The following is a 23826-nucleotide window of genomic DNA, read 5'->3' on the forward strand; positions in this document are numbered from 1 at the left end:
CAGTCTGATGTCCTTCCCGGTGAAACGGGAAGGTGGCCCACCAGGGCTAATGAAACGATTTGTTTTACCGCTTTAAAATCTAAAAAACCTAAACCATACGACGTAAAAGTCGGGAGGAAAGATGGAAACTGTAGTTGGTCTAACCGCTATCGCTGTTGCACTGTTGATCGGCCTGGGCGCTCTGGGTACTGCCATTGGTTTCGGCCTGCTGGGCGGCAAGTTCCTGGAAGGCGCAGCGCGTCAGCCAGAAATGGTCCCAATGCTGCAAGTTAAAATGTTCATCGTCGCCGGCCTGCTCGACGCCGTGACCATGATCGGCGTTGGTATCGCACTGTTCTTCACCTTCGCGAACCCCTTCGTTGGTCAACTCGCTGGCTAATCACTCGATTTCGAGTGATTGGGGTGATGGACAACGAATGAGCGAGGTGTTGGCGTGAACATTAATGCAACCCTGATTGGCCAATCCGTTGCGTTCTTCATTTTTGTAGTGTTTTGCATGAAGTTCGTGTGGCCTCCGGTCATCGCGGCTTTGCACGAACGTCAGAAGAAGATCGCGGACGGCTTGGACGCTGCCAGCCGTGCAGCTCGCGACCTGGAGTTGGCCCAAGAGAAAGTGGGTCATCAACTGCGCGAAGCTAAAGCACAGGCAGCTGAGATCATTGAGCAAGCCAAGAAACGCGGTAACCAGATCGTCGAAGAGGCTGTTGAAAAAGCCCGCGTCGAAGCTGACCGTGTGAAGGCTTCGGCTCATGCCGAGATCGAACAGGAACTGAACGGCGTCAAAGACGCGCTGCGTGCCCAACTGGGTGCTCTGGCGGTCGGCGGTGCTGAGAAGATCCTCGGTGCCACAATCGATCAAAACGCGCACGCGGAGCTGGTTAACAAACTGGCTGCTGAAATTTAAGCGAGGGCGATCATGGCAGAACTGACCACGTTGGCCCGACCTTACGCTAAGGCAGCCTTCGAGCACGCCCAGGCCCACCAGCAGCTGGCCTCTTGGTCAGCCATGCTCGGCCTGGCTGCAGCAGTGTCGCAAGACGACACCATGCAGCGCGTGCTCAAGGCCCCGCGCCTGACGAGCGCAGACAAGGCCGCCACTTTTATTGAAGTGTGCGGCGACAAGTTTGATGTGAAGGTGCAGAACTTCATTCACGTCATTGCCGAAAACGACCGTCTCCCGCTGTTGCCGGAGATCGCCGCGCTGTTCGACCTGTACAAGGCTGAAGCAGAGAAATCGGTAGACGTTGAAGTGACCAGTGCTTTCGCATTGAACCAAGAACAGCAAGACAAACTCGCCAAGGTTCTCAGTGCACGACTCAATCGGGAAGTGCGCCTGCAAGCTTCGGAGGACGCATCCCTGATTGGTGGTGTTGTTATCCGTGCCGGCGACCTGGTTATCGATGGCTCGATTCGCGGCAAAATCGCGAAACTTGCCGAAGCATTGAAATCTTGAGTTTGAAGGGGCAGCAGAGCAATGCAGCAACTCAATCCTTCCGAAATAAGTGAAATTATCAAGGGCCGCATCGACAAGCTCGATGTGACCTCCCAAGCCCGTAACGAAGGCACTGTCGTCAGCGTATCTGACGGCATCGTGCGGATTCACGGTCTGGCCGACGTTATGTACGGCGAGATGATCGAGTTTCCGGGCGGCGTCTACGGTATGGCCCTCAACCTGGAGCAAGACTCCGTAGGTGCCGTTGTACTGGGCGCATACACCAGTCTGGCTGAAGGCATGAGCGCCAAGTGCACTGGCCGCATCCTGGAAGTTCCGGTTGGTAAGGAACTGCTGGGTCGCGTAGTCGACGCACTGGGTAACCCTGTTGACGGCAAAGGTCCACTGGGCAACACCGAGACCGACGCGGTCGAGAAAGTTGCTCCAGGCGTGATCTGGCGTAAGTCGGTAGACCAGCCTGTACAGACTGGCTACAAGGCTGTCGATGCCATGATCCCTGTCGGCCGTGGCCAGCGTGAGCTGATCATCGGTGACCGTCAGATCGGTAAAACCGCTCTGGCGATCGACGCGATCATCAACCAGAAGAACAGCGGCATTTTCTGCGTCTACGTAGCCATCGGTCAGAAGCAATCGACCATCGCCAACGTGGTTCGCAAGCTGGAAGAAAACGGCGCCCTGGCCAACACGATCATCGTGGCTGCCAGTGCTTCGGAATCTCCTGCGCTGCAATTCCTGGCACCGTACTCCGGTTGCACCATGGGTGAATTCTTCCGCGACCGCGGTGAAGACGCGCTGATCGTTTATGACGATCTGTCCAAGCAAGCAGTGGCTTACCGCCAGATTTCCCTGCTGCTGCGCCGTCCACCAGGCCGTGAAGCTTACCCAGGCGACGTGTTCTACCTCCACTCCCGTCTGCTGGAGCGCGCATCCCGCGTTTCGGAAGAGTATGTAGAGAAGTTCACCAACGGCGCAGTGACCGGCAAAACCGGTTCCCTGACCGCACTGCCGATCATCGAAACCCAGGCTGGCGACGTTTCCGCGTTCGTTCCGACCAACGTGATTTCCATCACCGACGGTCAGATCTTCCTGGAATCGGCCATGTTCAACTCGGGCATCCGCCCTGCAGTGAACGCCGGTGTTTCGGTATCCCGTGTGGGTGGTGCCGCTCAGACCAAGATCATCAAGAAGCTCTCCGGTGGTATCCGTACCGCTCTGGCTCAGTACCGTGAACTGGCGGCATTCGCCCAGTTCGCTTCTGACCTGGACGAAGCGACCCGTAAGCAACTTGAGCATGGTCAGCGCGTTACCGAGCTGATGAAGCAGAAGCAATACGCCCCAATGTCGATCGCTGACATGGCGTTGTCGCTGTATGCCGCTGAGCGTGGGTTCCTGACCGACGTTGAAATCGCCAAGGTCGGCAGCTTTGAACAAGCGCTGATTGCTTACTTCAACCGCGATCACGCCGATTTGATGGCGAAGATCAACGTGAAGGGTGACTTCAATGACGATATCGACGCTGGCATGAAAGCCGGTATCGAGAAGTTCAAGGCCACCCAAACCTGGTAAGCCGCAGCGGGAGCCGCAAGGCTCCCGCTTGCTAACCTGATAGGTGTTACATGGCAGGCGCAAAAGAGATTCGCAGTAAGATTGCGAGCATCAAAAGCACGCAAAAAATTACCAGCGCCATGGAAAAAGTGGCGGTCAGCAAAATGCGCAAGGCACAAATGCGCATGGCTGCTAGCCGTCCTTATGCGGAGCGTATCCGCCAGGTAATTGGGCATCTGGCCAACGCCAACCCGGAATACCGCCACCCGTTCATGATCGACCGCGAAGTTAAGCGCGTTGGTTATGTCGTAGTGAGCAGTGACCGTGGTTTGTGCGGTGGTTTGAATACCAACCTGTTCAAGGCCCTGGTCAAGGACATGGCGGTAAACCGCGAAAAAGGCGTCGAGATCGATCTGTGTGTTGTTGGTAGCAAGGGTGCGGCCTTTTTCCGTAACTTCGGCGGTAACGTCGTTGCAGCTATCAGCCACCTGGGTGAAGAGCCGTCGATCAATGATTTGATCGGCAGTGTGAAGGTGATGCTGGATGCGTACCTGGAAGGCCGGATTGACCGCCTGTCCGTGGTATCCAACAAATTCATCAACACCATGACCCAGCAGCCGACCGTGGAGCAATTGATTCCACTGGTGGCGACCCCGGATCAGGAACTCAAGCACCACTGGGACTACCTCTACGAACCAGACGCCAAAGAGCTGCTTGACGGCTTGATGGTGCGCTACGTGGAGTCGCAGGTGTACCAGGCGGTGGTCGAGAACAACGCAGCTGAACAAGCGGCGCGGATGATCGCGATGAAAAACGCTACCGATAACGCCGGTGATCTGATCAGCGATTTGCAGCTGATCTACAACAAGGCGCGTCAGGCTGCGATCACCCAAGAGATCTCGGAAATCGTCGGCGGCGCTGCCGCGGTTTAACGGTTCAAATATTCAGAGGATCCAGCTATGAGTAGCGGACGTATCGTTCAAATCATCGGCGCCGTTATCGACGTGGAATTTCCACGCGACAGCGTACCGAGCATCTACAACGCGCTGAAAGTACAAGGCGCGGACACTACCCTGGAAGTTCAGCAACAGCTGGGCGACGGCGTAGTTCGTACCATTGCGATGGGTTCCACCGAAGGCTTGAAGCGCGGTCTGGACGTTATCGACTCTGGCGCAGCCATCTCCGTACCGGTCGGTAAAGCGACCCTGGGCCGGATCATGGACGTACTGGGCAACCCGATCGACGAAGCTGGCCCGATTGCCACCGACGAACGTTGGGGTATCCACCGCGCCGCGCCGTCGTTCGCAGAACAGGCAGGCGGCAACGACCTGCTGGAAACCGGCATCAAGGTTATCGACCTGGTTTGCCCGTTCGCCAAAGGCGGTAAAGTCGGTCTGTTCGGTGGTGCCGGTGTAGGCAAGACCGTAAACATGATGGAACTGATCCGTAACATCGCCATCGAGCACAGCGGTTATTCCGTGTTCGCCGGTGTGGGTGAGCGTACTCGTGAGGGTAACGACTTCTACCACGAGATGAAGGACTCCAACGTTCTGGACAAAGTGGCACTGGTTTACGGTCAGATGAACGAGCCGCCGGGAAACCGTCTGCGCGTAGCACTGACTGGCCTGACCATGGCCGAGAAGTTCCGTGACGAAGGTAACGACGTTCTGCTGTTCGTCGACAACATCTACCGTTACACCCTGGCCGGTACTGAAGTATCCGCACTGCTGGGCCGTATGCCTTCTGCAGTAGGTTACCAGCCGACCCTGGCTGAAGAGATGGGCGTTCTGCAAGAACGTATCACTTCGACCAAGGAAGGTTCGATCACCTCGATCCAAGCGGTATACGTACCTGCGGATGACTTGACCGACCCGTCCCCAGCGACCACCTTCGCCCACTTGGACGCCACCGTTGTACTGTCCCGTGACATCGCTTCCCTGGGTATCTACCCAGCGGTCGATCCACTGGACTCGACTTCGCGCCAGCTGGACCCGAACGTGATCGGCCAGGAGCACTACGACACCGCTCGCGGCGTTCAGTACGTGCTGCAGCGTTACAAAGAACTGAAGGACATCATTGCGATCCTGGGTATGGACGAGCTGTCGGAAGCCGACAAGCAGTTGGTAAACCGTGCTCGTAAGATCCAGCGCTTCTTGTCGCAGCCGTTCTTCGTGGCTGAAGTCTTCACCGGTGCTTCGGGTAAATACGTTTCCCTGAAAGACACCATTGCTGGCTTCAAAGGCATCCTCAACGGTGACTACGACCACCTGCCAGAACAAGCGTTCTACATGGTCGGCGGCATCGAAGAAGCGATCGAGAAAGCCAAGAAACTGTAATCCAGGCGCCCGGAAACGGGCGCTCATCAGGTTGAGGCAATCAGATGGCTATGACAGTCCATTGCGATATCGTCAGCGCGGAAGGGGAAATCTTCTCCGGTCTGGTAGAAATGGTGATTGCACACGGCGAACTCGGTGACCTGGGTATTGCCATGGGCCACGCGCCATTGATCACCAGCTTGAAGCCAGGTCCGATCACTCTGACCAAGCAAGGCGGGGAAAAGGAGGTGTTTTACATCTCCGGCGGTTTCCTCGAGGTTCAGCCGAACATGGTCAAGGTACTTGCCGACACCGTGCAACGTGCGAGTGACCTGGATGAAGCCTCCGCTCAGGAAGCCGTCAAGGCTGCCGAGAAGGCCCTGAACGAAAAGGGTGCGGACTTCGACTACAGCGCTGCAGCTGTACGTCTGGCCGAGGCTGCAGCTCAGCTGCGCACGCTCCAGCAGATCCGCAAGAAGTAAGCGGCCACGCCGTCATGCTTCACGCGCGATTGATTAAAAAGGGTAGCCTCGGCTACCCTTTTTCTTTTTTTGCAAAACACTTCTTTGGTCTGAAGTCGGACCGCCCAGGATTGGTAGCCATTCATGTCTCTTGAAATCGTCATTCTCGCCGCAGGCCAGGGCACCCGTATGCGTTCGGCCCTGCCTAAGGTGCTGCACCCGGTCGCCGGTCATTCAATGCTGGGTCACGTTATCCACAGCGCCCGGCAACTGCAGCCCCAGCGTATCCACGTCGTTATTGGCCATGGTGCCGATGTGGTGCGCGAACGCCTGGCGGCGGACGATCTCAACTTCGTCCTCCAAGACAAGCAATTGGGCACCGGGCACGCCACTGCGCAGGCGGTACCCTTTATCGGCGCAGATACTGTGTTGATCCTTTATGGCGACGTGCCGCTTATTGAAGTCGACACGTTGCAACGTCTGCTCCAGCACGTAGTTCCAGGCCAAATGGGCCTGCTCACCGTGGAACTGGATGACCCCACCGGTTACGGCCGCATCGTGCGCAACGCCGACGGCAAGGTCGCGGCTATTGTTGAGCACAAAGACGCCACCCAAGCCCAACGCGCCATCACCGAAGGCAACACCGGGATTCTGGCTGTGCCTGCCAAGAACCTCGCGGATTGGATGGGCCGCCTGTCCAACAACAATGCCCAGGGCGAGTACTACCTCACCGACGTCATCGAAATGGCGGTGAGCGATGGTCTGCTGGTGGCCACCGAGCAGCCCCACGACCCGATGGAAGTGCAGGGCGCCAACGACCGCAAGCAACTGGCCGAGCTGGAGCGTCACTACCAACTGCGCGAAGGTCGTCGCCTGATGGCCCAGGGCGTTACCCTGCGTGATCCGGCACGTTTCGACATCCGTGGTGAGGTGACCGTCGGCCGCGACGTGCTGATCGATATCAACGTGATCCTCGAAGGCCGCGTGATTATCGAAGACGACGTAGTGATTGGCCCCAACTGTGTGATCAAGGACAGCACCCTGCGCAAAGGCGTAGTGATCAAGGCCAACAGCCATATCGACGGTGCCGTAATGGGCGAGGGCAGCGATGCCGGCCCGTTTGCGCGGCTGCGCCCTGGCAGCGTGCTGGAAGCCAAGGCCCATGTGGGTAACTTCGTTGAACTGAAAAATGCCCATCTGGGGGAAGGCGCCAAGGCCGGTCACCTGACTTACCTTGGGGACGCCGTCATCGGTGCGCGCACCAATATCGGCGCTGGCACCATCACCTGCAATTACGATGGCGCCAATAAACACCAGACCGTATTGGGCGAAGACGTATTTATCGGCTCCAACAATTCGTTGGTCGCGCCGGTCAAAGTGGGCGATGGCGCGACTACCGCCGCCGGTTCCACCATCATTCAGGATGTGGATAACTTGCAGCTGGGCGTCGCCCGCGCTCGCCAGCGCAACATCGACGGCTGGAAGCGCCCGGTCAAGATCAAGAAGACCTGAGTTATCCACAGTTACATAAGCAGCTAGCTTCAAAGGGGGAGGGGGCTTGCCCCCGATGGCGGTGCGTCAGTGGCAGATGAGCTGACTGACCCAGCGCTATCGGGGCAAGCCCCCTCCCACATTTTCATATGTGTCGTTTAAAAAATCTCTTCTCGACGCTTGACGATACCATCCCAATAGGTTTTGATTGCCTTCGTTATCTTTCGAAACGAAACTTATCACTACCATGTCGAAACGTAATACCCCCCAACGGCGCCACAACATCCTCACCTTGCTCAACGAGCGAGGCGAAGTCAGTGTGGATGAATTGGCCAAGCGTTTCGAAACCTCGGAAGTTACCATTCGCAAGGATCTGGCCGCGTTGGAAAGCAATGGCCTGTTACTGCGGCGCTACGGTGGCGCAATCACCATGCCTCAGGAATTGGTCGGTGATCCTGCCCAACCCATTTCCGCGTACAAACGCGCCATCGCCCGTGCTGCGGTCAAGCGCTTACGTGAGCATGCACGAATCATCATCGACAGCGGCAGCACCACAGCGGCCATGATCCCCGAGCTGGGCCACCAGCCTGGCCTGGTGGTGATGACCAACTCCTTGCATGTGGCCAGCGCGTTGAGCGAACTGGAACACGAGCCAGTGCTGTTGATGACCGGCGGCACCTGGGACCCGCATTCGGGCTCGTTTCAAGGCCAGGTCGCCGAGCAGGTGTTGCGCTCCTACGACTTTGATCAACTGTTCATCGGCGCCGACGGCATCGATTTACAGCGCGGTACCACCACCTTCAACGAATTGCTGGGCCTGAGCCGCGTAATGGCCGAGGTCGCCCGTGAAGTGGTGGTGATGGTCGAGTCCGACAAGATCGGCCGCAAAATTCCCAACCTGGAACTGCCCTGGAGCAGCGTCCATACCCTTATTACCGATGATCGCCTGCCGCTTGAGGCCCGCGACCAGATCCAAGCCCGCGGCATTACGCTGATATGCGCGGCAATCATCTAGGAGAAATACCATGTGTGGCATTGTTGGCGCAGTCGCTGAACGTAACGTAACGCCCATCCTGATCGAAGGCCTCAAGCGCCTGGAATACCGCGGCTATGACAGCGCCGGTGTGGCGGTTTTTACCAACGCCGGCAAGCTTGAGCGCACGCGTCGCCCGGGCAAGGTCAGCGAATTGGAGCAGGCCCTGGCCGGCGAGCCGCTGGTCGGCCGCCTGGGCATCGCCCATACCCGCTGGGCTACCCACGGTGCACCGTGCGAGCGCAATGCCCACCCGCATTTTTCCGGTGATTTGGCGGTGGTGCACAATGGCATCATCGAAAACCACGAAGTGTTGCGCGAGCAACTCAAGGGTCTGGGTTATGTGTTCACCTCGGACACCGACACCGAAGTGATCGCCCACCTGCTCAACCATAAGCTCAAAGATCTCGGCGACCTGACCACCGCCCTCAAGGCCACCGTCAAGGAACTGCACGGCGCTTACGGCCTGGCGGTGATCAGCGCCAGCCAGCCCGACCGCGTCGTGGCCGCCCGCAGTGGCAGCCCGTTGGTGATTGGCCTGGGCCTGGGTGAAAACTTTCTGGCTTCCGACCAACTGGCCCTGCGCCAGGTGACTGACCGCTTCATGTATCTGGAAGAAGGCGATATTGCCGACATCCGTCGCGAAAGCGTGGCGATCTGGGACGTCAACGGCAACTCTGTCGAGCGCGAGGCGGTGCAATACCGTGATGGCGCCGAAGCCGCCGACAAGGGCGAGTTTCGCCACTTCATGCTCAAGGAAATCCACGAGCAACCATCCGTGGTGCAACGCACTTTGGAAGGTCGCCTTGGCGACAAGCAAGTGCTGGTCAACGCGTTCGGCCCACAAGCCGCCGAGTTGTTCGCCAAGGTCCGTAATGTACAGATCGTCGCCTGCGGCACCAGCTACCACGCTGGCATGGTCGCGCGTTACTGGTTGGAGGAACTGGCCGGCATCCCGTGCCAGGTCGAAGTGGCCAGCGAGTTCCGCTACCGCAAGGTGGTGGTACAGCCCGATACGTTGTTCGTGACCATCTCCCAGTCCGGCGAAACCGCCGACACCCTGGCCGCCCTGCGCAACGCCAAGGAGCTGGGTTTCCTGGCCAGCCTGGCGATCTGCAACGTCAGCATCAGTTCCCTGGTGCGTGAGTCGGACCTGACCCTACTCACCCAGGCCGGTCGCGAAATCGGCGTGGCCTCCACCAAGGCATTCACCACCCAGCTGGTCGGCCTGTTGCTGCTGACCCTGTCCCTGGGCCAAGTGCGTGGCACTCTTGCCGCTGGCGTGGAAGCCACCTTGGTCGAAGAACTGCGTCGCCTACCAACCCGTTTGGGCGAAGCCCTGGCCATGGACAGCACCGTGGAGAAAGTCGCCGAACTGTTCGCCGACAAGAACCACACCCTGTTCCTCGGCCGTGGCGCGCAGTACCCAGTAGCAATGGAAGGCTCGCTCAAACTCAAGGAAATCTCGTACATCCACGCCGAAGCCTACCCAGCCGGCGAACTCAAACACGGCCCGCTGGCCCTGGTGGATGACGACATGCCAGTGGTCACCGTGGCGCCGAACAATGAACTGTTGGAAAAGCTCAAGTCCAACCTGCAGGAAGTACGTGCCCGAGGCGGCCAACTGATCGTGTTCGCCGACGAAAAGGCCGGCATGAGCAATGGCGAAGGCACCCACGTCATCAACATGCCGCACATCCACGACACCCTGTCGCCGATCCTTTACACCATCCCGCTGCAACTTCTGTCGTACTACGTGGCTGTGCTCAAGGGTACTGACGTCGACCAGCCGCGTAACTTGGCGAAGTCGGTAACGGTGGAGTAATACCGCACGCGCCTGGGGCCCATTCTGGGTCACCAGGCGCCTATGCAAGGACGCGACGCAGATGACACCAACCTTTTCCCAACTTGGCGAGCGTTTGCACAATCGTCGATTTGCGGTCACCAACAATACCCACGGGCTATCCGGTGCCGGCACGGTGTTTCACTACCTTGTTGAGGGTGACGCTATTTCCAGCACCTACAAGGGCGGTCGAATTCGCCTAGGCATGCAAGTCGGACGCGTAACCGGAGTCGATACCATCGAGCTGCTTTTTCATTGTCTGACACTGGACGGTGAACTGCTGTCCGGTTGGTCGCGGGGCACGGTGGGTGTGGATCAGACCGGGCGTACTATCCTGAGTTTTGTCTGGGGTTGGTTGTCGGGGGCTGTGGGAGGAGGGGAGTCCAGCTACGTAGAGGTTGTTGAGAACAAGCGGCATGCCTAAGGCACAAACTCCACCCGCAACCCCCGACTCGCACTGCGGCCCTGATCGTCGCTGACCCGCAACCGATACTCCCCCGACTTCCCCGGTCGCCAATTCAGCGTGGCCTGCGGCGGGCCCTGGCCGATCAAGGTCTGGTCGGCGAACCAATACAGCGTTGCGGCGTCGCTGGCCGCGTTCGCGTTCAGCGGGATGCTTTCCTGGGGCTGGGACAGGCGCAGTTGGTAACTCACTTGGGTCAACGGCGAACGAATCTGCGGCGCTTCGCTCTGGTCGCTGATGCGGTTGGGCTGGCAGTTTTTCATCACGTTGGGCGGTGTGCGGCGCGGCAGGCCGGCGGCGCGGTACAGGCGTTGTACGTCGCTGGGCCAGAATTCGAAGACTTCCTCGCGGGTGTATTGCGCCTCGAACGGTGGGCAAGCGGCTTTGCCGGTGCGAGTGTCGATAAGTACCGGGCGGTGCAGGTTGGACACGCGAATCGGTGAGACGCCTGGGATGTACCAGGTCTTGCGGGTTTGCGGGCACCAGCGGTTGGGCAGTTCGCCGGAGGCGGCGCAGACGTCGATGCGTACCAGCCCGGCGGGCGGTTTGTCGGGTTTGATCACCACGTTGGGCAAGGCCAGGGGCAAGGCGTCGGCGATACGGAAGAACAGCGGCGCGGCGGTCTTGGCGCCGATAAACGCCGGGTTCGGGCGCCCGTCGAAGTTACCTACCCACACCACCAACACATACGGACCCACCAGGCCGGCGCTCCACGCATCATGAAAGCCCCAGGACGTGCCGGTTTTCCACGCAGTGCGCCAATGGCGCGCGGGCAAGCCATCCGGACGCGGGTTGCGGCGCAGCATATCGCGCACCATGAAGGCGGCCTGAGGGGTGAGCAATTGCGCTCCTGTGGATGGCGCTTGTTCCTGCACATAGCGCAACGCCCGCAGATGCCCGTCGCCCGCTAGCATCACGTACAGCCGCGCCAACTCTTCCGGAGTCATTTCGCCGCCGCCAAGGGCGAGGGCCAGGCCGTAATGGCTCTCATCGCGCAGGCCTTTGATGCCGGCGCGTTGCAGCAAACCATACAACGACGGCGACTTGACCTGGCTGGCCAGCCACACCGCCGGGATATTGCGACTACGGATCAAAGCATCCCGCGCCGTCAGCGGGCCGACAAAACTGCCGTCGAAATTTTCCGGCTGGAAGTAGCCGAAGTTACTGGGCAAATCCTTGAGGATACTCATGGGATGGATAATCCCCTGGTCCAGCGCCAGCCCGTACAGAAAGGGCTTGAGCGTCGACCCCGGCGAGCGTCGCGACAACACGCCGTTGACCTGGCCGTGGATGCCTGTGGATAAGTAATCCGCCGAGCCCACCAGCGCCTTGACGCTCTGGTCGCGGCTGTCGATCAGGATGGCCGTGGCGTTTTCCACGCCGGTGCTGCGGCGCTCGGCGATAAAACCGCTGATCAGACGTTCCAGCAATTGCTGGAGCGGCAGGTTGAGGGTGCTGTTGATTTGCGTGCCGATCTCGGAGGCCAGCAGCTGTTCGCTCAGGTGCGGCGCCAGAAACGGGATCTGCTGGCGATTGCGCGCCTCCAGCGGCAGGTCGAGCAGGCTGTCGTTGCGCGGGTCTTGTGGATAAGTCTCGCGCCAGTCGGCCATCAAGCGCAGCCGTGCGTTTTGCAGCGACGGCCCGAAACGCGCACGCCGCCCCGGTTGCTGCGGAATCACCGCCAGCGCCAGCGCTTCGGATAGTGACAACTGCGCTGCCGATTTACCGAAGTAAATACGACTGGCCGCCTCGGCCCCCTCGATATTGCCGCCCATGGGCGCCAGGTTGAGGTAGGCCTCAAGGATGTCGTGCTTGCTGTAGCGCGCCTCCAGCCACAGCGCCAAGGCCATCTGCTGCAACTTGCCCGGTACCTGGCGAGTGTTCAGGTCCCACAGGCGCCGCGCCAGTTGCATGCTCAGGGTCGACCCACCCTGGCGCTGGCCGCCACTGTAGGTAGCAAGGGCCGCGCGCAGCAATGCCGGGGGATTGATCCCCGGGTGCCAGTAGAAGTTGCGATCCTCCTTGAGCAATAAGGCTTCGATCAATGAAGGCGATATCCGCTCCAGCGGTAGCCATAGACGGTATTGGCCGTCATCCGCCAAGGTCATGCGCAGTAGCGCGCCGTCGTCGGCCAGCACCACCCGTGATGAAGTTACGGCCCGTTCCAGCGGGGCATGGGGCCACAGGCGCAGCCCCGCCAGCACCACCGCCGCTGCGAGCAGCGGCGTCAGGCGCTTAAGGCTTGGTAATTTCAAGCTGGCCTACTTTGCCGCGCCCTTGCAGGGTGGTTTCGTACATGCCTTCGGCGTAGGCCGGCGGGGTATTGAAGGTCCCCGCGTTGGTGGCGCGCACGCGGTACACGAAGGTGCCTGCGTCACGCAGCGCAGTGCCGTACAACACCACTCGATCATCGCGTACGTCCACATAATCCGGCTGCCAGTTACTCAGCTCGGTTTCGCCGATGGGGGCTTGCCACGTGTCCGCCTCTTGGCTGTCTTCACTGGTTTCGACGTACTCGGCGTCGTCACCTTCGCCTTCACTTTCCTCAGTGCTCGCCGATTCCGGCTCCGGCGGCAAGTTATACACAGGCTCGACGCCGCCAGGCAGCAGATCGACCACCGCCACTTGCTGCACTTGGTCACGGTCAGTGGCACGCAGACGCAGGCGCACCAAGAATTCATCGCCCACGGCCACCTTGCTTACGGGCTCGCCCTTGAGATCGAGGTACTCGTGGATGATTTCCAGGCCATTGTTGATCGGCTTGAGCTTGGCACCCTTGTCGAAACCGGCTTCGCTGAGCATGTAAAACGCCGCCGGGCCGTCAGACTTCTCCATCACCAGCTTCTTCGTGGCCGCCGGCACGGCAGCCCGCGGCGGCTGGCCGGCCATCTCCAACAGTTGTTGCTGCTTGTCGCTCAACCAGGCGCTGGCCTTGAGGGTCATGTCGCTTTGCGCCCGCTGGCCGTAGTTGTCCAAGGCGCGCAGCAGCAGGGCGGCCGACAGCGAGTTGTAGCGCTGTTCGTTGAGGCGCTTGCCGAGTTTATCCAGCAACGCTGTCGGTACGTCGTCCAGCATTTGCGGGAAGTGCCGGGCCAGCAGGTGCAGGTGTTCAGCATCGTGTACCAGCGGGTCGTAATAAAGGCCGTCGCTGTCCCACTTATCCACAAGGGCGCGCCATGGGATTTTGCGGAACAAGGCATCGGCCTGACGATCCTGTTTGAGCAACTTGTAGCTGGCGGCCAAGTAAGCTGCGCCCAGGTCGTTCTGCCAGGTGTCTTTGAAGTAGCTTTCGTAACGTTCGCGGATATCGCTCAAGGCGCCGCTGACCAGAATCCCCTGACGGCTCAAGAGGTAACTGGCGTAGGCGCGATTGCGCAATTCCGACAGGCCCTCGCTAGGACCATTGGCCAGGTCTGTCAGATAAGCATTCGAGCGAACCAACAGGTCTTCCGGTACCGGCAGCCCGCGCTCCTTGGCTTCGATCAGGAAGTCGGTGGCGTATAGGCTGGCGTACGGCGCCACATCGGGGTTGGCAGCCCACAAACCGAAGCCACCGGCCTGGTTCTGGCGCTGGCGCAGCATGCGTACCGCACTGCCGAAGGCTTGCTCGGCCTCCGGTGCCGTGCCGCCCCAGATCAACGCCGGCATGGCCTTGGACACCAATTGCTCGGTGCACGCGTAGCCGTAGTCATCCAAGTAATGCTTGAGGCCGTTGGCCCATACCAGCGGCGAAGCAGCCACGCCCAGTTGCACGTCGCGCAGTTGGCCGAACAGTTCGCGGGTCGGTTTCAGTTCTTTGCTGGCGCTGTCGAAGCGACCCAGGCTCAGGGCCACGCGATGCTCGCTCAGAGGACGGATCGACGTGGTTTCGGCCACTTGAATACGTTTGCCGTCCGGCAGCACCGCGACAAAGCGCAGGTCTGCCGAACCCAGGGTTTCGCCGACCTTGATCTTGAATTCGGCGGTGCCTTCCTTGCGCGGTTGCAAGGACAACGTGCTGCCCTTGTCACCCTGTACCACCAGACCGGTGCTGGTTTGCAGTTCAAACTTCACGTCCGCCGCCGCGTCGAGATTGCTGAACACCCCGGCGCTGACATTGAACACGTCACCCGGCGCCACGAAGGCGGGTACGTTTGGCGTGATCACGATGGGGCCGCGCACTTCGGTGTTGGCTTCGCTGACGCCAACGCTGTCGCTGTCCACCGCTACCGCGAACAGGTGCAACTTACCGTTGAAGCTGTCCGGCACCTGGTAGTGCAGCATGGTTTCACCGGCCGGCAAATCCACCAGGCCGGACCACCAGGCCACTGGTGGCTGGTGCTTGCGCTTGAACGGGTTGAGATGATTGGCCAGGGCGCCTTCCGTATCGCCACCGGGCGCCGCGCCACTGAGCAGGCGGCTGAATTCCGGCAGGATCAGGTCAAGGATCTGACTGGTGCCGACCTCCAACGCGCGCTTCTGGAAGAAGAACCCCAGCGGGTCCGGCGTCTGATAGCGCGCCACCTGCAAGATGCCTTCGTCCACCGCGTACACCACTGCACGGCCCGGCCGATCGGTGCTGACTTTGATGTCCAATGTCTGCCCCGGCTCGATCTTCGCCGGGCCTTCCACTTTCAACGCCATGCGCCGTGCATCCAGGTTGATGCTGAACGGCACCACCCCGTAGGACAACGGGCTCATGTACACCTCCGGCGAGCCCATATCGCGTACGAACTGCACGTTAACGTAGGCATTGCCCTCAAGGCCCGCAGGCACGCGGATATGTTGCACGCTGGTGGTGCTGTCGGCCTTGAACCACTGCTGGGTGTAGACCTTGTCCCGTTCGATGGTGATCAGACCCGCCCCGGTGTACGGCGCCCGCAGGCTGATAGCGATCTCGTCACCGGTGGCATAGCTGCGTTTATCCAGGCGCAATTGCAGTTCGGCGTTGCGCTCCAGAGAGCGTGAGGTATTGCCATGGCCAGCGACGCTGTAGTCGATCTGGTTGAGCAGGTTGCCGTTGGCGTCCTTGACTTGCAGGGTGAAGTCGCCCGGTGTCGCGGTGTTCAACGTCTGTGTAGCGCCGTCCTTGGTCATCGCCAGCGGTGAGGCCGGCTGGCTGATGTTCTTGATGCGCGACTCGTACTTGTAGGTACCGTTGGATTGTTTCACCAGCACCGAGACATAGCGGTGCTCGACCACTTCGCTGGTCAGGCCATCCACCGCCAGCGGCGTGAGGTCCGGTGCCACCGCCAGCCATTGCACCTGGCGCGGCGCATCCTTGGCGACGTACGACAGCGAATCCTGACTTTTCACACCTACCAAGTAGGGCGCGGACGACACCAGCAAGGCACTCTGCGCTGCCACATTGCGACCGCCCTCGGCTTCATACACCTGGGTCATCACTTGCAGGCGGTAAGTGCTGTTGGCGAAACGTTGCAGGTTTAGGTCGAGCACGGCTTGGCCGTTGTCGTCGAGTGTGCTTTCGGCGAGGTCTTCGGTGCTTGCGTCTTCCAGAGAGTCGTTAAGACGGAAGCGGTAATCGGGGTAGCGATCAAAGGCCGCGAGCGTCGGGCTCAGGGACATCTTGCCGGTGACGCGACGGTCCGCCGCCGGCGCGCCGAACAGGTGCATGGCAGTGACCTTGGCCACCACTTGGTCCGGCGCAATCCAACCCGCCACCGGGGTGTCGCTCAGGCTCAGGCTGACTTTCATGCGGTCCGGTTCGAAGTCACGCACCTTGAAGTTGACGCTGCCCAGGTCGGTGCGCGTCTGTTTCTGGCCGATCAGCTGCAGCGTTGCGGTGTAATCCCCGGCGGGGGCGACTTCGCTGCTGGGGAAATCAAAACTCTCAAAACCGCTGGCGGACAGCTTCAGCGGCTGGCGGATCACTTCCAGGCCGCGTGGATCGGTGATTTGCAGTTCCACCGGCAAGCCTTGCAGGGCGCCTTTCCAGTTACCACTGCGCACGATCATGCCCAGGTGCGCGGTTTCGCCGGGCCGGTACAGGCCGCGGTCGGTGAACAGGTAAGCGCTGAGGCGATCGATCGCACCGTCTTCTTCCAACCCGCCTACATCAAAACGCGATAAATCCAGTTGTTGGGACTGACGGGCAATGGGCAAGAAGGACTGGTCATTGCCGCGAGTGACCACATACATCAGCGGCGTTTTCTCACGGCGCAGTTCATCGAGCTTGGCGAAATGCGCGTGGCCTTCGGCATCCGAATGGCCACTGGCGACCGGCAGGCCGTTGCGACCAATGATGTCGACCTGCGCATCGGCCACCGGAGAACCGCTGCCGATGGATTGCACATACACATCGTGGCTGCCATCGCTGGAACGTTTGGCGATGATGCCCAGGTCGGTCACCACGATAAACCGCAGGTCGCGGGTGCCGCTGCGGTCATAGTCGAAGGTGCGTTCGGCCTGTTCATCCTGGGGGCTGAGCTTAAGTACAAAAATACCGCGCCGGCCGCCGTTGGCGGTGAGGTAGTGGCTCAGGTCCACATTGTCGTAGACGGTTTTGGCCGGGTCGTTGGACGACAGGGGAATGTCCAGTGCCTGACGCTCGACCATGCGATCGAAGTACTCGTTACCGAAATTGGGGCGGGCGAAGCTGCCGCTGCTCTGATCCACCAGGTGCTGCAGCTGATTAGGCAGCAGGCGCGCAATTTCCACATGGGCGCCGGGCACGCCACGGGCCATGAAGCCCAAGCGCTTTTCGCCGTTGAGGCTGAGCAACGCGCCGTCGGACAGAAACTGCAACGTGCGCGGATACGCCGGCATGCTTACCAAGGACGCCGTGGGATTTTTCGCCAAGTAGCCGCCGATAGCTTCCAAATTGGCGGGTACGCGCACATAAAGGGCCCGGCCGGCCGGGGCCTTGAACTTGAACGCGTGCAGGGTGTTCAGCGGTTCCACGCTGGGCACGTGGGTGAGGCTGACTTTGGTGCTGCGGGCGAGCAGGGTATCGTCAATGTCGACGGTGGTGTAGGGACGGGTGTCGTCCTCGGCTTTTTCCGGCAACAGCCAGGCCTGCACCTTACCGGCGATGGTGTCATCGGCTACGGCGCTGGAACTGCTGAACATCAGCACAGGCTCGGGCTCGCCGCGTGCGTTATCCACAAAGCTCACTTCGGCACCGGTAAACGTCAGGCGATAACGCCCGGGCACGGTCACTTCCGCTATCAGCGGTGCAGTGCTGGCGTTGCCACCGTCGCGGGCCTTGATGCCTTCATCCAACTTGGCACTGACGGGCGTGCTTTCCAGCGGCGTGGCCAGTGCAGCGGAGCGCACATAGGCGTTGAGTTTGTGCTCGTCGAAGGTGATTTCCGGGCGATTGGGCAGCTGCGCATCACGGTACGCCAGGCCTTTGCCGAGGATGACCGACACGCGCTTACGTAGGCTGTCTTCATCTACCGGGTGGGAAAAATGGAAGGTGGCTACCAGCTGTTTTAGCGTCGGGTTGGACGGGTCTTGATACAGCTCGTTTTGCGCCAAGGTGGCGCGGAAGGGCTGGGTGGAAAACTGGCTGCTGTATTGGCTGAGCAATACGCCATCGGCCAGCAGATTTTTCTTGGCCAAGTCCAGGGTGTAACCCGCGTCTACAGGCCAGTCTTTCTCCGGTACGAACAACAAGGTGTGGTCATCGGCCCAGCGCCAGGTGCCGGCCACGGCAGGTTTGAGGCTGATGCCTTCGCTCACCGTTTTGCCGATGGCCGCCAACGGGGCCACCGATTCGGCAAAACGCACCTGCAAGTTATCCACAACGGGGGATGGCTGTGTGTAGTCGGTCAAATTAGGTTTGTGCAGCGAGTAGCCCACGGTGTGCGGCTGCGGCAAGTTGGAATACCACTGCCAGCCATAAAAGCCCATGGCCGCCAGCAGCATCAGGCCCAAAACCCCGGCACCGGCTTGGCGTGGATAAGCACGCGCCTTGTGGCCCAGATTCGCCAGGCCATGGCCAATAGCACGCAGCCAGCGCGGCGGATGCCACTGGCCAAACACGGCCCCCACCAGAGTCAGAAACACGCCCACAACACGGCGGCTGATGGCTTTAAGCGAATCGAACATGGTGAGCATCCCTGGCTGAGTGCGGCGTATCTTACACGGGTCTTTGTAACAAAAAGTGGGAGGGTTTTACCCCTCCCACTTTTTGATTATTAGCTGTTTAAGTGCGGTGATGTCAGGTCCACCAGTAGCGCACCAGATGAAAGAAAATCGGCGCCGCAAAGCACACCGAATCCAGCCGATCCAGCATACCGCCATGACCTTCGATCATATGCCCCCAGTCCTTCACCCCCCGGTCGCGCTTGATCGCCGACATCACAATCCCGCCGGCGAAGCCGAGCAGATTGATCAGCAAGGCGATCAGGAATGACTGCCACGGGTTGAACGGCGTGGTCCACCACAACGCCGCGCCGATCAGGGAGGACAGCAGAATCCCGCCGACGAAGCCTTCCACGGTTTTGGACGGCGACAGGTTGGGCGCGATCTTACGTTTGCCGAATAACTTGCCGCACACGTACTGCAGCACGTCCGACAGTTGCACCACGATCACCAGGTAGGCGATCAGCAGCAAGTTGCGGCCTTCGTAGCCGGGAATGTCGAGGGTCAATAGCGCTGGCACGAACGACACGCAGAACACCGCGATCATCAGCCCCCACTGCACTTTCGACGCGCGCTCCAGAAAGTGCGTACTGTCGCCGCCCAGGGACGCGAGGATCGGCAGCAGCAGGAACACGTACACCGGGATAAAGATCGAGAACAAGCCGTACCAGTCCGAGTAGATCAGCAGATATTGCAGCGGCAGCGCCAGGTAGAACGCGGCCACCAGCGCGGGGTAGTCGCTGCGTCGGGTGGGCGTGAGGGTCAGGAATTCGCGAAGGGCATAGAACGACACGGCGTAGAACAACAGGATCACCGCGCCGGTGCCGAGCCAGAAGGCAATGCCGATCACCACCACCATCACCCACCAGGCATTGATGCGTGCGTTGAGGTTGTCGATCACCGCGTTTGGCGTGCCACGGGTGCGCAGTTTGAGGATCAGCCCGATCAACGACGCCAGCACCAGGATCGCGCCGATCCCGCCGAACAACATCAGGGTTTGGCTAGGCATATCAGAAATGCTCCGGAGCGAGGGCGAGCAAGGCATCGCGGGTACGGGCGAGGAACGTGGCTTTGTCTTCGCCGTCCTCCAGGTGCAGCGGTGCGCCGAAGCTGGTGGTACACAGCAGCGGCAGCGGCAGAACGCGGCCCTTGGGCATGACCCGGTTGAGGTTGGCTATCCACACCGGCACCAGCTCGGCCTGTGGGTAACTTTTTGCCAGGTGGTAGAGGCCGCTTTTGAATGGCAGCAGTCCGTCTTCCAGATTGCGCGTGCCTTCGGGAAAAATGATCAGTGAATCGCCGCCCTCAAGGGCATCGAGCATCGGCTGCAAGGGGTTATCCACAGGCTCTTTGCGCTCCCGATCAATCAGCACGCCATTGAATACGCGGTTGATGATGTAGCGACGCAGGGCGCTCTTGTTCCAGTAGTCGCTACCGGCCACGGGCCGCGTGAATGCGCGCAGATTTTGCGGCAGCGAGGCCCACAGCAGCACAAAGTCGCCGTGGCTGCTGTGGTTGGCGAAGTAGATACGTTGCACCGGCACCGGCGCGCAACCCAGCCACAGGCTGCGGGCGCCGGTGACGGTGCGGGCCATGGAGGTAATCAGCGTGGCAACCACAGGTTCGAACATGGGAATTCCTTATCCGGCAAAAGGCAGCCAAGGGCTGGCGAGGATCACGGCCAGGGTCAGCAGGGCTTGCGCGCCTAGCAACCAGGCTTGTTTGCGCAGCAGTTTGAGGGCGCCGCGACGGCGCTCGGCCCAAGGCCGGCCGGCGCGCTTGGCCGATTGCAGGCCAAGGCTTTGCAGTGCTTGGTCGAGGTCGGCGGTGCGTTCGGTGTCGCGGGCCAGCAACGCAAACAGGTCTGCATCGAAGGCCACGCGCAGCGCCCAATACTTTTGCAGCAAGCCAAGAATAATCATCCACAGGCTGAGCAACAGGCAGATCGGCGACACGCTGGCCATCAGCAACTGAGCGAGGCCGAACAATACACCGACCAGCGTAAGGCCTGTGGATAACTGATCCAGCGAGCGGCCGCGGCGCAGCAGGCTGGCGACGATCTGGAGTTCCATATCAGCGGGCATGGGGCAAACCCTCCAGGGCTAAACGGTGAGCAGGATGCAGGACCACTTCGGCCCGCGCTGTACGAATCATAGCCAGCGCCTCATCCACCGTTGCGGCGCGCCCGCTGTTTAGCAACCAGGCGGCGACGGCGGTGGCGCTGCGCGAATAACCCAGGGCGCAGCACACCAGCAATGGGCCGTCGTCGTGCAAACGCTCGATGGCCTGGGCCGCTTGCAGGCATTCGGCGGGTGTGGGCGTGGTCAGGTCCAACACCGGAATGCACTGATAGGCACGGCCCTGTGGATGAATCGGTAACTCTGCGCATAGATCGACGATGGCGTTGAAGGAAGTTTGCTCGCCAGTTGTGGGAATTCGCCCGAGCCAGACGTTATCCACAATCAGATCCGGCTGGGGATGTTTGCGTGTCCACAGCCGCGAATTTATCCACGCCCCGGCCAGGTAAGGTGCGTACAGCCAGCGAGCGGCTGGCGTCAGTCGACCATCGCTGCGTTTTTGAAAACCGGCAGCGCCCAGCACGCAATAGTTCGTACTGACCAACCCCAGCGACACCGCCGGCCACAGCAGCCATAACCAGCCGCCGCCAAACGCCAAGGCCAGTATTGCCAGGGCCACGGCCATCAGCCCGTAGCGCAACCCTAAATGCCAGCGCTTAGGGTCGCGGGCCAGGTGGGCATTCAGCAGCGGGCTCGGGTGCTCCACCGGCCACAACCACACGCACAGCCAGCCGGCAAGGGCGCCTGTGGGTAAGTCGATAAAGTGATGTTGATAAGTAGTCAGTACGGAAATACCGATCAAGGCAAACCAGCCATGTACCACCCAGCGCCACACGCCTTGAGCGTGCCGCTGGTACATCACCCACAGAATCACCAGCAGCGCGATATGCAGCGAGGGCGCCTGGTTGAAGGGTTTGTCGAAGCCCGCCAGTACGGCAAACAACCAGCCGAATACGCCGTCCAGTTCGGGCCGCTCGAAGGTGAAGCGCAGCGGCCAGATCAAAAAGCAGCTGACAGCGATGACCTGGGCGGACAGCAAGCGCAGGGCGTGTTGTTTCAATTCATGGCGGCTGTTGGGCAGCAGCAGGGAGAAGCCATACAGCAGGTCAATGGACCAGTAGGGCACGATGGTCCAGGCCCAAAAAGGCATATGGCTTTCCCAATCGAACACCAGTGTGCCGACATCGCTGCGCTGGCTGGTGACCCAGGTGGCAAAGCCGTAGGTGCTGAAAAACAGCGGTGCCAACAGTAGCAGCCACAGAACGGCAGGCTTTAACAGGCCGGGTTCGCGCATGATCAGATCTTCTGGGCCAGGGACACGGTGAAAATGCCCCACTCATCCACGCGCTGGGTAATTTTGCGGAAACCGGCGGCTTCCACCAGCTGGTCCATTTCCGCCTGGCTGCGCCGACGCATGACCCAGGCCTGACCCTGGCGATGGCTGGTCAGCGCGCGGGCGATCAGCTCCAGCTGCGGGTGCCATGGCTGGCCGGTGTAGACCAGATAACCGCCAGGCTCCACCGCCTCGGCCAAGCCGGCCAGCGAGCCGCCGACCATGGCGTTATCGGCGAACAATTCGTACAGCCCGGACACCACCGCCAGGGTCGGCTTGGGGTCCAGCGCCGCCAAATCCTGGCGGTCAAACGCGTCGCCTTTGACGAACTGCGCGATATCCCCCAGGCCCTTTTCGCGGATCAGCGCGCCACCGTCGCGCACATTGATGTCGCTGTAGTCGCGCAGCAGGATTGATTCCGGCAGCGGTGTCACCCCTTGCAACGCCTCCAGAATGTAACGGCCATGGCCGGCGGCGATGTCGACGATGCGCACCGCGCGCTGTTCATCGCGCAACCTGGCCATGGCCAGGCGCAGCAGTTCTTCGACGTTCAACTTGCGTTGGCGAATGCCGCGCCAGCCGATGGAGTTGAGGTAATTGGTGTCGATCATCCGCCCCAGGGCGCCTTTGCCGGTGGGGGTGTTGCGGTATACGTAATCCAGGGTGCTGCCCGAGTCGAAACCGGTGTCGAAGCCCAGTTTGACCCCTTCGGACAGGTTCTTGCCCAGGCCCATGCTGGCGCGGGTCATGCGCCAGTAAAGGTCACGCAGGGAGTTGCGCGGCAGCGGTGCGGCGAGGGCTTCGGACTCGGCGCAGGTGGCGCCCAGTTTGTCGGCGTCCAGCAGCGAAGCGCGGTCCAGCGGTTGGGTGAAGTTCTGCAGAATAAACCGCCGTGCGCTGCTCACCGCCACCGCGCGGTCGCGTTCGCCGAGGGTGTCGTGAAAGAAACCGGGGAGGATATGCAGTTCTTTTTTCAGGCTGCCGAGGCGGTCGAAAAACTGCTGCTGGGGTTTGCGGTGCACCACGAAGTCGGCGCCAGACACCAGCAACTGAGTCGGCACCTGGATCGCCTGGGCGTCGGCTACTACCCGGTCGGCAGCTTCGTACAGGCCCAGCAGTACGTTAACCGAAATCGCCTTGGTGATCAGCGGATCGCTGTCGTAGGACGCCACGCGCTCCGGGTCGTGGCTGAGGAACTTGGCCTTCACATAGCTGTTGACGAAAAAGTTGCCGCGAAACTTGCGCATCAAGGCCAGGCCCGGCCGCGCGAACGGCACATACAGCTTGACCTTGAACGCCGGAGAGGCGAGCACCAGCGCGCGGATTTTCGGCGCGTAATCATGTACCCAGGTGGCAGCGATCACCGCGCCGACACTTTGGGCGACCACGGCGAAGTTCTCTTGCTCGATGCCGTAGGTGACGCCGATATGGTCGCAAAAGGTCTGCACATCGCGAGCACTGGTAGCAAAACTGGGGCTGTCGCCGCGTTCGCCGGGTGACTGACCATGGCCACGGGCGTCCCAGGCGAAGAAGTCGAACTGAGGCAAGTCGAGTTCGTCGACCAAATGCGCGATACGCCCCGAATGCTCATGGCCGCGATGGAACAACACGATTGCCTTACGCGGCTCGCCGCCCGCCGGGGCGGTGGCCGGCCAGTGCCGATAGAAAAGCCCGACGCCATCATGGGTACTGAAGGTGTGCTCTTGCTGTTCGCGCATCGCAG

Annotated in this window: 18 protein-coding genes; 11 read left to right on the forward strand and 7 right to left on the reverse strand. The window is 60.6% G+C overall.

Annotated elements, in window-relative coordinates; all coding sequences use genetic code 11:
- Positions 1-121: 121 nt before the first annotated feature.
- The 11 genes from atpE (at position 122) to K1567_RS16190 (ending at position 10565) form a co-directional block, all read left to right on the forward strand.
- Positions 122-379: a F0F1 ATP synthase subunit C gene (atpE, locus tag K1567_RS16140; RefSeq protein ID WP_002555987.1), complete on the forward strand. Its 258-nt coding sequence runs from the start codon at positions 122-124 to the stop codon at positions 377-379.
- Positions 380-433: 54 nt separating this feature from the next.
- Positions 434-904 (forward strand): F0F1 ATP synthase subunit B, encoded by a 471-nt coding sequence (locus tag K1567_RS16145; protein WP_003177066.1) that lies wholly within the window; start codon positions 434-436, stop codon positions 902-904.
- Between the two features lie 12 nt (positions 905-916).
- Complete coding sequence (locus K1567_RS16150) at positions 917-1453, forward strand: F0F1 ATP synthase subunit delta (RefSeq protein ID WP_003195833.1); 537 nt, start codon at positions 917-919, stop codon at positions 1451-1453.
- Between the two features lie 21 nt (positions 1454-1474).
- Positions 1475-3019 carry a F0F1 ATP synthase subunit alpha gene (gene atpA, locus K1567_RS16155; protein ID WP_034101605.1) on the forward strand — a complete coding sequence of 515 codons (1545 nt, stop codon included), beginning with the start codon at positions 1475-1477 and terminating at the stop codon, positions 3017-3019.
- Between the two features lie 50 nt (positions 3020-3069).
- Entirely contained in the window at positions 3070-3930 is an 861-nt protein-coding gene (gene atpG / locus K1567_RS16160; protein ID WP_010207685.1) for a F0F1 ATP synthase subunit gamma, read from the forward strand.
- A 27-nt stretch (positions 3931-3957) separates the two neighbouring features.
- Positions 3958-5334 (forward strand): F0F1 ATP synthase subunit beta, encoded by a 1377-nt coding sequence (atpD, locus tag K1567_RS16165; RefSeq protein WP_034101603.1) that lies wholly within the window; start codon positions 3958-3960, stop codon positions 5332-5334.
- A 44-nt stretch (positions 5335-5378) separates the two neighbouring features.
- Positions 5379-5795 (forward strand): F0F1 ATP synthase subunit epsilon, encoded by a 417-nt coding sequence (locus K1567_RS16170; RefSeq protein ID WP_034101601.1) that lies wholly within the window; start codon positions 5379-5381, stop codon positions 5793-5795.
- Positions 5796-5918: 123 nt separating this feature from the next.
- Entirely contained in the window at positions 5919-7286 is a 1368-nt protein-coding gene (gene glmU, locus K1567_RS16175; protein ID WP_220698643.1) for a bifunctional UDP-N-acetylglucosamine diphosphorylase/glucosamine-1-phosphate N-acetyltransferase GlmU, read from the forward strand.
- Positions 7287-7512: 226 nt separating this feature from the next.
- The gene (locus tag K1567_RS16180) at positions 7513-8280 is read left to right on the forward strand and encodes a DeoR/GlpR family DNA-binding transcription regulator (RefSeq protein ID WP_220698644.1); all 768 of its coding nucleotides are present in this window, start codon (positions 7513-7515) and stop codon (positions 8278-8280) included.
- A 10-nt stretch (positions 8281-8290) separates the two neighbouring features.
- Positions 8291-10123 carry a glutamine--fructose-6-phosphate transaminase (isomerizing) gene (gene glmS, locus K1567_RS16185; protein WP_034115587.1) on the forward strand — a complete coding sequence of 611 codons (1833 nt, stop codon included), beginning with the start codon at positions 8291-8293 and terminating at the stop codon, positions 10121-10123.
- Between the two features lie 61 nt (positions 10124-10184).
- A complete protein-coding gene (locus K1567_RS16190; RefSeq protein WP_034115504.1) occupies positions 10185-10565 on the forward strand; it encodes a hypothetical protein in 381 nt (126 codons plus the stop codon).
- Here the strand turns inward: K1567_RS16190 and pbpC are convergent.
- The 7 genes from pbpC to K1567_RS16225 form a co-directional block, all read right to left on the reverse strand.
- Positions 10562-12859: a penicillin-binding protein 1C gene (pbpC, locus tag K1567_RS16195; protein WP_213548348.1), complete on the reverse strand. Its 2298-nt coding sequence runs from the start codon at positions 12857-12859 to the stop codon at positions 10562-10564. The genes K1567_RS16190 and pbpC overlap by 4 nt on opposite strands.
- Complete coding sequence (locus K1567_RS16200; RefSeq protein WP_220698645.1) at positions 12840-18656, reverse strand: alpha-2-macroglobulin; 5817 nt, start codon at positions 18654-18656, stop codon at positions 12840-12842. Before K1567_RS16200 ends, pbpC begins: the two co-directional genes overlap by 20 nt.
- A gap of 112 nt (positions 18657-18768) precedes the next feature.
- Entirely contained in the window at positions 18769-19701 is a 933-nt protein-coding gene (locus K1567_RS16205) for a phosphatidate cytidylyltransferase (protein ID WP_034101582.1), read from the reverse strand.
- Between the two features lies 1 nt (position 19702).
- Positions 19703-20323, reverse strand: coding sequence for a 1-acyl-sn-glycerol-3-phosphate acyltransferase (locus tag K1567_RS16210; protein WP_034101581.1), 621 nt, complete (start codon positions 20321-20323; stop codon positions 19703-19705).
- Positions 20324-20332: 9 nt separating this feature from the next.
- On the reverse strand, positions 20333-20776 hold the full coding sequence (locus tag K1567_RS16215; protein WP_040266648.1) for a hypothetical protein: 444 nt from the start codon (positions 20774-20776) through the stop codon (positions 20333-20335).
- The gene (locus K1567_RS16220) at positions 20766-22064 is read right to left on the reverse strand and encodes a phosphatase PAP2/dual specificity phosphatase family protein (protein ID WP_034101579.1); all 1299 of its coding nucleotides are present in this window, start codon (positions 22062-22064) and stop codon (positions 20766-20768) included. Before K1567_RS16220 ends, K1567_RS16215 begins: the two co-directional genes overlap by 11 nt.
- A 2-nt stretch (positions 22065-22066) precedes the next feature.
- A complete protein-coding gene (locus tag K1567_RS16225; protein ID WP_169867657.1) occupies positions 22067-23821 on the reverse strand; it encodes a bifunctional alpha/beta hydrolase/class I SAM-dependent methyltransferase in 1755 nt (584 codons plus the stop codon).
- Positions 23822-23826: the final 5 nt, after the last annotated feature.

This window comes from Pseudomonas sp. S5F11, assembly GCF_019641515.1.
In the GTDB taxonomy this organism is placed as follows: Bacteria; Pseudomonadota; Gammaproteobacteria; order Pseudomonadales; family Pseudomonadaceae; genus Aquipseudomonas; species Aquipseudomonas rhodesiae.